Annotated in this window: 10 protein-coding genes; 5 read left to right on the plus strand and 5 right to left on the minus strand. The window is 71.8% G+C overall.

Going from position 1 to position 13,469, the window contains the following annotated elements; all coding sequences use genetic code 11:
* Window positions 1–86: 86 nt before the first annotated feature.
* Both ACPC54_RS30250 and folC read right to left on the minus strand, forming a co-directional pair.
* The gene (locus ACPC54_RS30250) at window positions 87–443 is read right to left on the minus strand and encodes a DUF4233 domain-containing protein (RefSeq protein ID WP_498969328.1); all 357 of its coding nucleotides are present in this window, start codon (window positions 441–443) and stop codon (window positions 87–89) included.
* A gap of 1 nt (window position 444) precedes the next feature.
* Window positions 445–1,836 carry a bifunctional tetrahydrofolate synthase/dihydrofolate synthase gene (gene folC / locus ACPC54_RS30255; RefSeq protein ID WP_498969329.1) on the minus strand — a complete coding sequence of 464 codons (1,392 nt, stop codon included), beginning with the start codon at window positions 1,834–1,836 and terminating at the stop codon, window positions 445–447.
* A gap of 297 nt (window positions 1,837–2,133) precedes the next feature.
* Here folC and ACPC54_RS30260 point away from each other — a divergent pair, with 297 nt between their 5' ends.
* From ACPC54_RS30260 to ACPC54_RS30270, 3 genes are all read left to right on the plus strand, one after another.
* On the plus strand, window positions 2,134–3,477 hold the full coding sequence (locus ACPC54_RS30260; protein WP_498969344.1) for an XrtP-associated glycosyltransferase: 1,344 nt from the start codon (window positions 2,134–2,136) through the stop codon (window positions 3,475–3,477).
* A 47-nt stretch (window positions 3,478–3,524) separates the two neighbouring features.
* The gene (gene wecB / locus ACPC54_RS30265; RefSeq protein WP_498969330.1) at window positions 3,525–4,664 is read left to right on the plus strand and encodes a non-hydrolyzing UDP-N-acetylglucosamine 2-epimerase; all 1,140 of its coding nucleotides are present in this window, start codon (window positions 3,525–3,527) and stop codon (window positions 4,662–4,664) included.
* 180 nt (window positions 4,665–4,844) lie between these two features.
* Complete coding sequence (locus ACPC54_RS30270; protein ID WP_498969332.1) at window positions 4,845–6,374, plus strand: chitinase; 1,530 nt, start codon at window positions 4,845–4,847, stop codon at window positions 6,372–6,374.
* Between the two features lie 24 nt (window positions 6,375–6,398).
* On the opposite strand, the gene ACPC54_RS30275 is transcribed toward ACPC54_RS30270, so the two are convergent.
* Window positions 6,399–6,923, minus strand: a complete 525-nt coding sequence (locus ACPC54_RS30275) for a hypothetical protein (RefSeq protein ID WP_498969333.1) — start codon at window positions 6,921–6,923, stop codon at window positions 6,399–6,401.
* A 314-nt stretch (window positions 6,924–7,237) separates the two neighbouring features.
* Window positions 7,238–9,877, minus strand: a complete 2,640-nt coding sequence (locus tag ACPC54_RS30280) for a valine--tRNA ligase (RefSeq protein WP_498969335.1) — start codon at window positions 9,875–9,877, stop codon at window positions 7,238–7,240.
* 205 nt (window positions 9,878–10,082) lie between these two features.
* Here ACPC54_RS30280 and ACPC54_RS30285 point away from each other — a divergent pair, with 205 nt between their 5' ends.
* Window positions 10,083–10,895 (plus strand): hypothetical protein, encoded by an 813-nt coding sequence (locus tag ACPC54_RS30285; protein ID WP_498969337.1) that lies wholly within the window; start codon window positions 10,083–10,085, stop codon window positions 10,893–10,895.
* A 25-nt stretch (window positions 10,896–10,920) separates the two neighbouring features.
* Window positions 10,921–11,685, plus strand: coding sequence for a hypothetical protein (locus tag ACPC54_RS30290; protein ID WP_498969339.1), 765 nt, complete (start codon window positions 10,921–10,923; stop codon window positions 11,683–11,685).
* 82 nt (window positions 11,686–11,767) lie between these two features.
* On the opposite strand, the gene clpX is transcribed toward ACPC54_RS30290, so the two are convergent.
* On the minus strand, window positions 11,768–13,057 hold the full coding sequence (clpX, locus tag ACPC54_RS30295) for an ATP-dependent Clp protease ATP-binding subunit ClpX (RefSeq protein ID WP_045696864.1): 1,290 nt from the start codon (window positions 13,055–13,057) through the stop codon (window positions 11,768–11,770).
* Window positions 13,058–13,469: the final 412 nt, after the last annotated feature.

Here is a 13,469-nt window from a genome sequence, read left to right on the forward strand (position 1 = left end):
ATGCGGGCGGTCGGGCCGGCGGGCGGCAGCCGACACGGCAGAGGTTACCTTGCGTGCACGGCGTGTCGGCTTGCCGGTCTGGACCTCTACGCGCGCGCGGCGGCGTACGCGGCCTCGGCGGCGGCGCGGGCCGCCTTGAACTCGTCGACCTTGCGGCCGTAGTGCACCGAGCACCACCACAGGCCGGCGAAGACCACGCCGAGCGCGAACATGGTCGGCAGGACGAAGCCGCTCGCGATCAGGCCGATCTGCAGCGCCCAGCCGAGCGGCACCGCGCCGGGGCGGTTGATCATGCCGCACAGCGCGATGCACAGGGCCATCGCGATGCCGCTGACCAGCCAGATCGTGCCGGTGGACACGTCGGAGAGCCGCATCGCGACCAGCGCCGCGAACATGATCAGCAGCGCTTCGCCGATCAGCGTCGAGGAGCAGAGCGTCCTCATGTCACTTCCTCCCGAGCAGCAGGCGGGCCTCGCCCACCGTGATGACCGAACCGGTGACCAGCACCCCGGCACCGCCGAGGTCGCCCTCCTCCTCGGCCAGGGTGACGGCGGCCGCGATGGCGTCGTCGAGCCGCGGCTCGACCTGCACCCGGTCCTCGCCGAAGATGTCGACGGCCAGCGCGGCGAGCGCGTCGACGTCCATCGCGCGGTGGGTGGAGTTCTGGGTGATGACGACCTCGGCCAGGATCGGCTCGAAGGCCTCCAGCACGCCGGCCACGTCCTTGTCGCCGGAGGTGCCGATCACGCCGACCAGCCGGGTGAAGCCGAAGGACTCGCCGAGCGCGGCGACGGTGGCGCGGGCGCCGTGCGGGTTGTGCGCGGCGTCCAGGACGATGGTGGGGCTGCGGCGGACGACCTCCAGGCGGCCCGGCGAGGAGACGCCGGAGAAGCCCTGGCGGATCTTGTCGACGTCGAGCTGCCCGCCGCGGGCGCCGCCGACGCCGAAGAAGGCCTCGACGGCGGCGAGCGCGAGGGCCGCGTTGTGTGCCTGGTACTCACCGTGCAGCGGGATGAAGACGTCCTCGTACTCCTCGCCGCCGAGCCCGCGCAGCGTCACCAGCTGGCCGCCGACCGCGAGCTCGCGGCGGATCACGCCGAACTCCATGCCCTCGCGGGCGACGGTGGCGTCGACCTCGACGGCCCGGCGCAGGATGACCTGGGCGGCGTCCAGCTGCTGCTGGGCGACGACGGCGACCGCACCGGACTTGATGATCCCGGACTTCTCGACCGCGATCTCGCCGGTGGTGTCGCCGAGCTTGTCGGTGTGGTCCAGGCCGATCGGGGTGATCACCGAGACGGCGGCGTCGATGACGTTGGTGGCGTCCCAGGAGCCGCCCATGCCGACCTCGACCACGGCGACGTCCACCGGCGCGTCGGCGAAGGCGGCGTAGGCCATGCCGGTGAGCACCTCGAAGAAGGACATCGGCACCGGCTGCGCCGCGTCGACCATCTGCACGTACGGCTCGATGTCGCGGTAGACCTCGACGAAGCGCTCCGGGGCGATCGGCGCGCCGTCCAGGCTGATCCGCTCGGTGACGGACTCCACGTGCGGGCTGGTGTAGCGGCCGGTGCGCAGCTCGAAGGTGTTGAGCAGCTGCTCGATCATCCGGGCGGTGGAGGTCTTGCCGTTGGTGCCGGTGATGTGGATGGACGGGAAGGACCGCTGGGGCTGGCCCAGGATGTCCATCAGCGCCTCGATCCGGTCGAGCGAGGGCTCCAGCTTGTTCTCCGGCCAGCGCTTGGAGAGTTCCACCTCGACGTCGCGCAGGGCGTCGCCGGCGGAGCCGTCCGCGGGGCGAAGGGTGTACGGGTTCGGGTCGGCCTTGTCGCTCACGACCACAGTCTACGGAGGGTCGGCGGCTTGTCCTCACGGGGTGAGGCCGGGGTGGGGCCGGGGTGAGACCGACCACTTTGCCCGCACTTTGCCCGATGTTCGGACATTTCTCCCTCTACTATCGATCCTGCGAGTTTGAACCGCAACGAAGCATCGATTCGCAACCACAAGGAGCCGCAAACCTTTGATCATGAGGAGAACTGCGCCATGCCCGACGCCCTGCACGACTGGATCGTGCTCCGCCAGGACATGGTGGTCCGGTTCGCCTCACTGATCTCCGTCGCCCTCGTCGGCTACATGGCCTTCGTCTTCGGCCGATTCCTCGTCTACTGGGCCGGCTCCCGGCACGCGTACCGGCACAACGCGCCCGCCGAGCCCGGCGACCCCGCCGCCTTCCAGTGGCACCTGGTCATCCCCTGCCGCGACGAGGAGGCCGTGGTCACCCAGACCCTCGACGGCCTGCGCGCCGCCGCCCCCGAGGCCCACCTGTGGGTCATCGACGACGACAGCGAGGACGCCACCCGCGACCTCGTCCTCGCCGCCGCCGGGCGCGACCCGCGCGTCCACCTCGTCCAGCGCCGCCGCCCGCACGCCCGGATCGGCAAGGGCGCCGCCCTCAACGCCGCCTACCGCGAGATCTCCGCCCGGCTGCCCGAGGGCACCGACCGCTCCCGCGTGGTGATCGGCGTCGTCGACGCCGACGGGCAGCTCGAACCCGGCACCCTCGGCCAGGTCTGCAACCCCAAGGCCCTCGGCCGCGAGGACACCGGCGCCGTCCAGATCGGCGTCCGGATGCGCAACGCCGACGACGAGCTCCCGCTGCCCGGCCGCGGCCGCGCCGCCAACGCCCTCGCCCGCGCCCTCGTCCGGATGCAGGACGTCGAGTTCCAGGCCAACAACGCCGGCATGCAGCTGCTGCGCCGCCGCACCGGCAGCGTCGGCCTCGGCGGCAACGGCCAGTTCGTCCGGCTCACCGCCCTCGACTCGCTCACCGCCGAGGAGGGCCGGGCCGGCCGCCCCTGGCCCGAGCGCGCCCTGCTGGAGGACTACGAGTCCGGCCTCGACCTGCGCCTGGCCGGCTGGCGGCTCACCCACGTCACCGAGACCAACGTCTCCCAGGAGGGCCTGATCTCGGTGCGCCGCTTCCTCACCCAGCGCACCCGCTGGGCCCAGGGCAACATGCAGTGCCTGCGCTACACCGGCCGGGTGCTGCGCTCCCCGCACTACACCCCGGCCGGCAAGGCCGAGGTGATGTACACCTTCCTGCAGCCGGTGGTCTGCGTGCTGCTCGTCCTGCTCGTCCCGCTCTCGCTCGCCATCACCACCGCCGGGCTGGTGCTCTTCCCCGCCGAGACCGCCGACTTCCAGCTCCGGTACGGGCCGTGGATGCTGCTCGCCTTCGTGCTGGCCGCGCTGCCGATGGTGCTCTGGGGCTTCGCCTACCGCACGCTCGTCCACCCCGACCGCAGCCGGCTCACCGGGCTGCTCTGGGGCGTCCTGGTCTGGCTGTACGCCTACCACCTCTTCGTGGTCGCGACCCGCGCCGCCGCCCGGATGCTGCTCGGCCGCAACGGCTGGGCCAAGACCCGGCGCAACGCCGAGAAGGTCGCCGTGGGCGCCCCCACCGCCCTCGAATCCTGAGCCCCTCCCCCGAGCTTCCTCCCCCACGAGCCTCTCCGGAGTTCCCCATGAGCACGTGCCTGCCCCCGTCCAGCGTCGCCGTCGTCCTCGGCACCCGCCCCGAGCTGGTCAAGCTCGCCCCGCTGATCCACGAACTCGGCGACGCCACCCGCCTGGTGCACACCGGCCAGCACTGGGACGAGGCGATGTCCGGCGCCTTCCTGCGCGACCTCGACCTGCCCGAGCCCGAACTGCTCACCGGCGTCGGCGGCCGCCCCCGGGCCGGCCAGATCGCCCAGTCCCTCGCCCAGCTCGACGCCGCCTTCGCCGAGGACCGCCCCGCCGCCGTCGTCGTCCAGGGCGACACCAACGCCACCCTGGCCGGCGCGCTCGCCGCCAACGCCCGGGAGATCCCGCTGGTGCACGTCGAGGCCGGGCTGCGCAGCCACGACCGGGCGATGCCCGAGGAGCACAACCGCGTCATGGTCGACCACGTCTCCGACCTGCTCTGCGCCGCCACCGGGGACAACGTCGACAACCTGCGCGCCGAGGCGCTCGCGGAGGAGCGGATCGCCCTCACCGGGAACACCGTCGTCGAGGTGGTCCGGCGCCGGCTGCCGGACGCGGCCGTCCGCGCCGCCCTGCTCGCCGCGCACGGGCTGAGCCCCGACGCGTACGTGCTGGCCACCGTGCACCGCCCGGAGAACACCGACACCGCCGAGGCGCTCGGCGCCGTCCTCGCCGAGCTGGACCGGATCGCCCGCGCCGGCACCCCGGTGCTGTTCCCGATGCACCCGCGCACCCGGGCCGCCGTCGAACGCTTCGGCCTGGACGGCCTGTTGGCGCACCTGGCCGTCACCGGGCCGGTCGGCTACGGCGACTTCCTCGGCCTGGCGAGCCACGCCGCCCTGCTGGTCTCCGACTCCGGCGGCGTCCAGGAGGAGTGCACCGTGCTCGGCCGCCCGCTGCTGGTGGTGCGCCGCTCCACCGAGCGCCCCGAGGCGATGGCGGCCGGCTTCGCCGCGCTGGTGCCGCCCGGCGAGGAGCTGGGCACGCTCGCCCGCGCGTGGCTGGCCGACGCCCCCGAGCGGCTGGCCCGCCTCGCGGCCACCCCGAGCCCGTACGGCGACGGCCTGGCATCCGCCCGGATCGCCGCGCTGACCGCCGAACTCGCGGAGCCCGCCCGAGCGTTGCCGCAGGCGGCCTGACCGCCGGACACCGGCGCCCTCTTGACAGCAGAATTGGTCTACTCCACCTTGTGAGGCAAGTCCCCTTCCCCGACAGGGACTTGTGTTGTCGGTAGCTCCCGCACGCGCACCATCGACACCCCGGACGGCGCTCCACCCCCACACGGACGCCGCCGGGCCTCCCCCACTGGAGATGGAGTCATGCCACCTGCCCGACACCGGCGCCCGCGCGCCGTCCGCTCCCTGCTGGCCGGGGCGAGCGCGCTCGCCATCGGCCTGGCCGGGCTCACCCTCGCCGGCACCGGCGCGCACGCCGCAGACGGCGAACTGATCGTCAACGGCGGCTTCGAGACCGGCGACCTGAGCAACTGGACCTGCACCAACGGCACCGTCCAGAACGCCACCGCGCACACCGGCACGTACGCCCTGCAGTCCACCCCGGGCGGCAGCGACACCGGCGAGTGCACCCAGACCGTCGCCGTGCAGCCCTCCTCCAGCTACCGCCTGAGCGCCTGGGTGCAGGGCTCGTACGTCTACCTCGGCGCCCGCGGCACCGGCGGCGGCGACCCGAGCACCTGGACGCCCTCCGGCGGCTGGACCCAGCTGACCACCGGCTTCACCACCGGCCCGAGCACCACCAGCATCACCGTCTACCTGCACGGCTGGTACGGGCAGCCGGCCTTCCTCGCCGACGACGTCTCGCTGCTCGGCCCCGGCGGCACCCCGCCCTCCCCCGGCCCGACCGCCACCTCGGCGAGCCCGTCCCCGACCGCCACCGGCACCGGCTCGCCCGGCCCGACCGCGACGGCCACCTCGACACCGACCAAACCGCCCGGCCTGCCCAGGCACCTGCTCACCGGCTACTGGCAGAACTTCGACAACGGCGCCGCCGTCCAGCGGATCAGCGACGTCCCCGCCGCGTACGACATCATCGCGGTCGCCTTCGCCGACGCCACCGCCACCCGGGGCGGCCTGAGCTTCACCCTCGACCCGAAGCTCGCCGCCCGGCTCGGCGGATACACCGACGCCCGGTTCAAGGCCGACATCGCGGCCAAGAAGGCCGCCGGGAAGAAGGTCGTGCTCTCCATCGGCGGGCAGAACGGCACGGTGTGGGTGGGCGACTCCGCCTCCGCCGCCGCCTTCACCGACAGCGCCTGGTCACTGATCCAGACCTACGGCTTCGACGGGATCGACATCGACCTGGAGAACGGGATCAGCTCCACCTCCATGGCCCAGGCCCTGCACGCGCTGGCGGCGCGGGCGGGCAGCGGCTTCGTGCTCACCATGGCGCCGCAGACGATCGACATGCAGTCGACCGGCATGGAGTACTTCAAGCTGGCGCTGAACGTGAAGGACGTCCTCACCATCGTCAACATGCAGTACTACAACTCCGGCGCGATGAACGGCTGCGACGGCAACGTCTACGCACAGGGCACCGAGAACTTCCTCACCGCGCTGGCCTGCATCCAGCTCAAGGGCGGGCTGCGGCCCGACCAGGTGGGCCTCGGGGTGCCGGCCTCCACCAGCGCGGCCGGCGGCGGGTACGTCAGCCCGAGCGTGGTGAACAACGCGCTGGACTGCCTGGCGAACGGCACCAACTGCGGCAGCTACAAGCCGGACGCCACCTGGCCGGGCATCGGCGGCGCGATGACCTGGTCCACCAACTGGGACGCCGGTGCCGGCAATCCGATCGCCGGCACCATCGGCGGCCACCTGCACGCCATGCCGTGACGGCGACCGGGGCCCGGGCCGCCGTCAGACCCCGGCCCGGGCCTCCGGCACCTGCGCGACGACACCGCCGCGGCGGCGCAACTCCGCGGTGATCTCGGCCAGTTCGCCCTCCGGCAGCAGCGGGAGCATCATCGCGACGCCCTGCAGCAGGCCGCCGAGCAGGAAGGTGGTGTCGGCGGTGGCCGCGACCAGCCCGCGCACCTCGGCCACCTCGCCGGCCGCCACCGCCTCGATCAGCCGGGCGGCGTCGGCGGTCTCCTCGTCCACCGCCACCGCGCCGGTGTCGGCCGGGGCCCGCCGCGCCATCGCCCGCAGCACCCGGTCGCCGACCTCGGGGGCGTACGCCTTGCGGACGGCCTCCGCGGCGATCCAGGTGAGCAGCGTGGTCACCTCGCGCGCGGCGTGCTCGGCGATCAGCAGGTCCAGCTCGTGGTCGAACGCGAGCTGGTTCCCGTGCCGGAAGGCGAGCAGCAGCGTCGCCGCCCTGGCCTTGGCCTCCTCGACCGCCTCGGCAGGCAGTTCGTCGACCAACTCCTCGGTCACCACCACGCCGTGCCCTCCCGTCCGTCACCCAGCAGATCGCTCCGCGGAAAATCCCTCCACGGAAACTCCGAGCACACCGTACACAGCCGACCTGCAAACTTCCGCGAACGCGCGCGGGCAAGACCGGAATCAATTCGCTCGGAATAAGACCTCACCCGGTCCAGGATGAATATTCGCCGGAAGGGAGCAAAGTTTCTGAGCTAATTGGGCGCACGGAAACCGCGCCGGCCCGCCGACCGGGACACCGCCCGCGAAAAACGCCCGAGGGGCCGCACCCCGCGCGCGGCGGAGTACGGCCCCTCGGGGGCGATCGGAAAGGCTCAGCCCTGCGGCAGCGCCGCGAGCTGGGCGGTGATCCGGGCGATGTCGGCCTCGGCGGCCTCCTGACGGCCCCGGATCTTGGCGACGACCTCGTCCGGTGCCTTGGCCAGGAAGGCCTCGTTGCCGAGCTTGGCGGCGGTCTGGGCCTTCTCCTTCTCGGCGGCCGCGAGGTCCTTGGTGAGGCGCTTGCGCTCCGCCGGGACGTCGATGGTGCCGGAGAGGTCCAGCGAGACGGTGGCGCCGGCCACCGGCAGGGAGGCGGTGGCTGTGAAGCCCTCCTCGGGGGCGGTCAGCCGCAGCAGCGAGCGGATGGCGTCCTCGTGGGCGACCAGCGCGGTGCCGCCCAGCTCCAGGGCGGCGGGGACGCGCTGGCCCGGCTTGAGGCCCTGGTCCGTGCGGAACCGGCGGACCTCGGTGACCACCTGCTGCAGGGTGGCGATCTCCGCCTCGGCCGCGCCGTCGCGGTAGCCGCTGTCCTTCGGCCAGTCGGCGATGACCAGCGACTCGGCACCGGTCAGCGTGGTCCACAGCGTCTCGGTGACGAAGGGCACGATCGGGTGCAGCAGGCGCAGGGTGACGTCCAGGACCTCGCCGAGCACCCGGCGCGCGGCGTCGGCCTGCGGGCCGCCCTTGCCCAAGGTGGTCTTGGAGAGCTCGACGTACCAGTCGAACACCTCGTCCCAGGCGAAGTGGTACAGCGCCTCGGAGAGCTTGGAGAACTGGAAGTCCTCGTACAGCGCGTCCACTTCGGCAACGGTGCTGTTGAGGCGCGACAGGATCCAGCGATCGCTCGCCGTCAGCTCCTCCGGCGCGGGCAGCGGGCCCTCGACGGTGGCGCCGTTCATCAGCGCGAAACGGGTGGCGTTCCAGATCTTGTTCGCGAAGTTGCGGGCCGCCTGGACCCAGTCCTCGCCGATCGGGACGTCGACGCCCGGGTTGGCACCGCGCGCCAGCGTGAAGCGGAGCGCGTCGGAGCCGTACTTGTCCATCCAGTCCAGCGGGTTGACCACGTTGCCGAAGGACTTCGACATCTTCTTGCCGTTCTGGTCACGGACCATGCCGTGCAGCGCGATGGTGTGGAACGGCGGGGTGCCGTCCATCGCGTAGAGGCCGAACATCATCATCCGGGCGACCCAGAAGAACAGGATGTCGTAGCCGGTGACCAGGACGGAGTTCGGGTAGAACTTCGCCAGGCTCTCGGTCTGTTCCGGCCAGCCGAGCGTGGAGAACGGCCACAGGCCGGAGGAGAACCAGGTGTCCAGGACGTCGCTGTCCTGATGCCAGCCCTCGCCGGTGGGCGGCTGCTCGTCCGGTCCGACGCAGACGACCTCGCCGTTCGGGCCGTACCAGACCGGGATGCGGTGGCCCCACCAGAGCTGGCGCGAGATGCACCAGTCGTGCAGGTTGTCGACCCAGTCGAAGTACCGCTTTTCCATCTCCTGCGGGTGGATCTTGACCTTGCCGTCGCGGACCGCGTCACCGGCGGCCTTGGCGAGCGGGCCGACCTTGACCCACCACTGCATGGACAGCCGCGGCTCGATGGTGGTCTTGCAGCGCGAGCAGTGGCCCACCGAGTGGACGTACGGGCGCTTCTCGGCGACGATCCGGCCCTCGGCGCGCAGCGCGGCGACGATCGCCGAGCGGGCCTCCAGGCGGTCCAGGCCGAGGAAGGGGCCGTGCACGGTGATGACGGCGTGCTCGTCCATGACGGCGATGTTCGGCAGGTTGTGGCGCTGGCCGATCTCGAAGTCGTTCGGGTCGTGCGCGGGCGTCACCTTGACGGCGCCGGTGCCGAACTCCGGGTCGACGTGCTCGTCCGCGACGACCGGGATCTCGCGGTCGGTCAGCGGCAGCTTGATGGTCTTGCCGACCAGGTGCTTGTACCGCTCGTCCTCCGGGTGGACGGCCACGGCGGTGTCGCCCAGCATCGTCTCGGCCCGGGTGGTGGCGACGACGATCGAGTCATCGCCCTCGCCGTAGCGGATCGAGACCAGCTCGCCGTCGTCGTCCTGGTACTCCACCTCGATGTCCGAGATGGCGGTCAGGCAGCGCGGGCACCAGTTGATGATGCGCTCGGCGCGATAGATCAGCTCGTCGTCGAAGAGCTTCTTGAAGATGGTCTGGACGGCCTGGGACAGGCCCTCGTCCATCGTGAAGCGCTCGCGGGACCAGTCGACGCCGTCGCCCAGGCGACGCATCTGGCCGGAGATCTGGCCGCCGGACTCCGCCTTCCACTTCCAGACACGCTCGACGAAGGCCTCCCGACCCAGGTCGTGGCGGGACTTGCCCTCCTTGGCGAGCTCACGCTCGACCACGTTCTGGGTGGCGATGCCGGCGTGGTCCATGCCGGGCTGCCACAGGGCCTCGAAGCCCTGCATGCGCTTGCGGCGGACCAGCGCGTCGATCAGCGTGTGCTCGAAGGCGTGGCCCAGGTGCAGGCTGCCGGTGACGTTCGGCGGCGGGATGACGATGGTGAACGGCGGCTTGTCACTCCTGGCGTCGGCGGTGAAGTAGCCACGCTCTACCCAGCGCTCGTACAGCTCGCCCTCTACGTCCGCGGGGGTGTAGGTCGTCGGAAGGGTTGCCGCGTCGTCCCCGGCGGAGGTGCTCTCGGGGCGCTGGTTCGTCGTGTCGGTCACGACGCACAGTTTACGTAACCGGGGGGGCGGGTTACGAACCGCTTTCGGAACGGTTCCCACGCTGGTACGACGGGGTCCGAGGTCGGCACCGTGCGGTACCGTTCCACGGCACTCGTCCGATTGTCGGGAAGTGTACGGAGCCAATCACCACACCGGCACAGCACCACACCGGTACAGGCCGCGGGGGCGGCGGGGGAGCACAGACATGTACGGCCAGGGCCAGCAGTACCCGCAGGGACAGCCGCCGTACGGGGGACAGCCCCCGTACGGCCCGCCGCAGCCGCAGCAGCCACAGCAGCCGCCCTACGGCGCGCCCCAGCCCCAGTACGGGTATCCGCAGCAGCCCTACGGCGCGCCCCAGCAGCCGTACGGCGCCCCGCCGCAGCAGCCCCCGTACGGCGGCTACCCGGGCTACCCCGAGCCGCCCCGCAAGGGCAGGGGCGGGCTGGTCGCCGGCCTGGTGATCGGCGCGCTGGTGCTCGGCGGCGGCGGGTTCGCCGCCTGGAAGCTCCTCGGCGGGGACAAGGCCGGCGCGTACAAGCTCACCGCCCCGCAGTCGCTGCCGGACGGGTACACCCAGAAGTCCTTCGAGGAGAAGCCGGTCGACCAGAGCAAGCCCGAGGCGGCGAAGTTCGGCAAGGACCTGCACGCCCTCGGCGCCAGCTACAACAAGGGCTCCGACGCGCTCGACTTCATCTCGGTGGCCGGCATCTACGGCGAGCTCAACGACCCGGGCCAGCTGATCGACCAGTCGCGCAAGGACTCCTCCAGCGCGGTCACCTGGTCCACCCCGCTCACCGACTTCCCGGCGAACGACGACAAGAGCTCCTCCGGGCGGCTCGCCTGCGGCGTCACCAGCGTGATCGGCAAGCCCGGCCCGACGATCTGTGTCTGGGCCGACAACTCCACCTACGGCCGGGTCAGCTTCTCCAAGAGCGCCGGCGGCCAGGGCCTCACCGCCGCCCAGGCCGCGGACAAGACCCGGGCCATCCGCGATGCCATGAAGGTCGCGAAGTAACCCCGTCACCCAGAAAGGGACACCCGTGTCCGAGCAGAACCCCTACGGTGCGCCCCAGCAGCCGGGGTACCCGGCGACCCCGCCGCCGGCCGCGCCCGGTTACGGCGGCGTTCCGGCCCAGCCCGGCTACCCCGCCCCCGGCCAGGAGGCCTACCCCGGCTACGGCGGCGCGTACGCGCCGGTCCCGCCGCCGCGCAAGTCCCGCAAGGGCCTGTGGATCACGCTCGGCACCATCGCCGCGGTCGTCGTGGTCGGCGGCGGCGCGCTGGCGTTCTTCGTCTACGACGCCACCAGCAACGCGGGCACCCAGAAGATCGTCCTGCCGGCGAACTTCAAGGACACCACCCGCAACGACAACAACCCCGTCAGCGCCGCCATGGAGAAGGCGATGACGGACAGCCTCGGCAAGGGCGACGGCAACTGGAAGCCCACCGGCGTCGCCGGCGTCTACCAGAACTCCTCCTCCGAGCCGGACCTGATCGTGGCCGGCGCCTACGGCAAGGTCCTGATGCCGAAGAAGGAGCTGGACGCGGCGTTCGACGGCGTCTCCTCCAAGGGCTCGACGGTCACCGACCGCCACACCGTGGACGCCGGCCCCAAGGGCGGCAACATGGAGTGCGCCAACATCACCCAGACCGACACCCCCAAGATGGGCATCTGCGCCTGGGCCGACAGCAGCAGCCTCGTCATGGTGATGAAGGTCCCCCAGGACGAGAACAGCCAGCCCGACCTGGACAAGCTCGCCGCCGACACCCGCGACCTGCGCGCGGTCTCCGAGGTGCCGAAGTAACCGGCGCCGCGCGGCGGACGCCGAACGCGAGAGGGCCCCGCACCGGATCGGTGCGGGGCCCTCTCGCGTTCGGCCGGGAGCGTCAGGCGCTCTTCTCGCGGCGCTCGCGCTTGATCATGTCGCGCGGGACGAGGGTCGGGATCGCGTGCTTGGAGACCACGTCCCCGGTGACCACCACGCGGGCGACGTCCTGACGCGAGGGGACCTCGTACATCACGGACATCAGCACCTCCTCCATGATGGCCCGCAGCCCGCGCGCGCCGGTGCCGCGCAGGATCGCCTGGTCGGCGATCGCCTCCAGCGCGTCCCGCGAGAACTCCAGCTCCACGCCGTCCAGTTCGAACAGCTTGCGGTACTGCTTCACCAGCGCGTTGCGCGGCTCGGTGAGGATCTGCAGCAGCGCCTCGCGGTCCAGGTTGTGCACGCTGGTGATCACCGGCAGCCGGCCGATGAACTCCGGGATCATGCCGAACTTCACCAGGTCCTCGGGCATCACCTGGCGGAAGTGGTCGCTGGCGTCCGACTCCCGCTTCGAGCGGATGTTGGCGCCGAAGCCGATGCCCTTGGCACCCGCGCGGCCCTCGATGATCCGCTCCAGGCCGGCGAACGCGCCGCCGACGATGAACAGCACGTTGGTGGTGTCGATCTGGATGAACTCCTGGTGCGGGTGCTTGCGGCCCCCCTGCGGCGGCACCGAGGCGGTGGTGCCCTCCAGGATCTTCAGCAGCGCCTGCTGCACGCCCTCGCCGGAGACGTCCCGGGTGATCGACGGGTTCTCGCTCTTGCGCGCGACCTTGTCGATCTCGTCGATGTAGATGATCCCGGTCTCGGCCTTCTTGACGTCGTAGTCGGCCGCCTGGATCAGCTTGAGCAGGATGTTCTCGACGTCCTCGCCGACGTACCCGGCCTCGGTCAGCGCCGTGGCGTCCGCGATCGCGAACGGCACGTTCAGCATCCGGGCCAGGGTCTGCGCCAGCAGCGTCTTGCCGGAGCCGGTCGGGCCCAGCAGCAGGATGTTGGACTTCGCCAGCTCGATGGCGTCCTCACGGCCGTTGCCGCCGCTGCGGCCCGCCTCGCCCGCCTGCACGCGCTTGTAGTGGTTGTAGACCGCCACCGACAGCGCCTTCTTGGCGAGGTCCTGGCCGACCACGTACTGGTCCAGGAACTCGTAGATCTCGCGCGGCTTCGGCAGTTCCTCGAAGCGCACCTCGGAGGTCTCGGCGAGCTCCTCCTCGATGATCTCGTTGCACAGGTCGATGCACTCGTCGCAGATGTACACGCCTGGGCCGGCGATCAGCTTCTTCACCTGCTTCTGCGACTTGCCGCAGAACGAGCACTTGAGCAGGTCGCCACCGTCTCCGATGCGTGCCACGAGGTGCTTCCCCTTCGCCAGGGGCCCCGCAGGGGTTCCGGGGCCTGGTGCTGTGGACCGTCGACGCCCGACGGCGATCGGTCTCGCTATCCGAAGGTACTCTGCCGGGCCGGGGATTCCGTCCTCTTCGCCGGGTCTGCCCTACGCCCTGGGCGAATTGATACCGAACAGATGCCGTCGCGGCGGAGACCGTCCGAACCGGAGCGGGGGGGGGCCCCCGGGGGGGGGGCCCCCCCCGCGGGGGGGGGGGGGCGGGGGGGCGCGGGGGGGGGGGGGGGGGGGGGGGGGGGGGGGGGGGGGGGTTTTGGGGGGGGGGGGGGGGGGGGGCCCCCCCCCCGCTTCGGCGTAGGAGTGGGAGGTGTGGTTAGGGCCTGGGGTGGGCCGGGGTGGTGGCACCGATGCTGGCGGGGAG

The organism is Kitasatospora sp. NPDC094028, from assembly GCF_049543595.1.
Lineage (GTDB): Bacteria > Actinomycetota > Actinomycetes > Streptomycetales > Streptomycetaceae > Kitasatospora.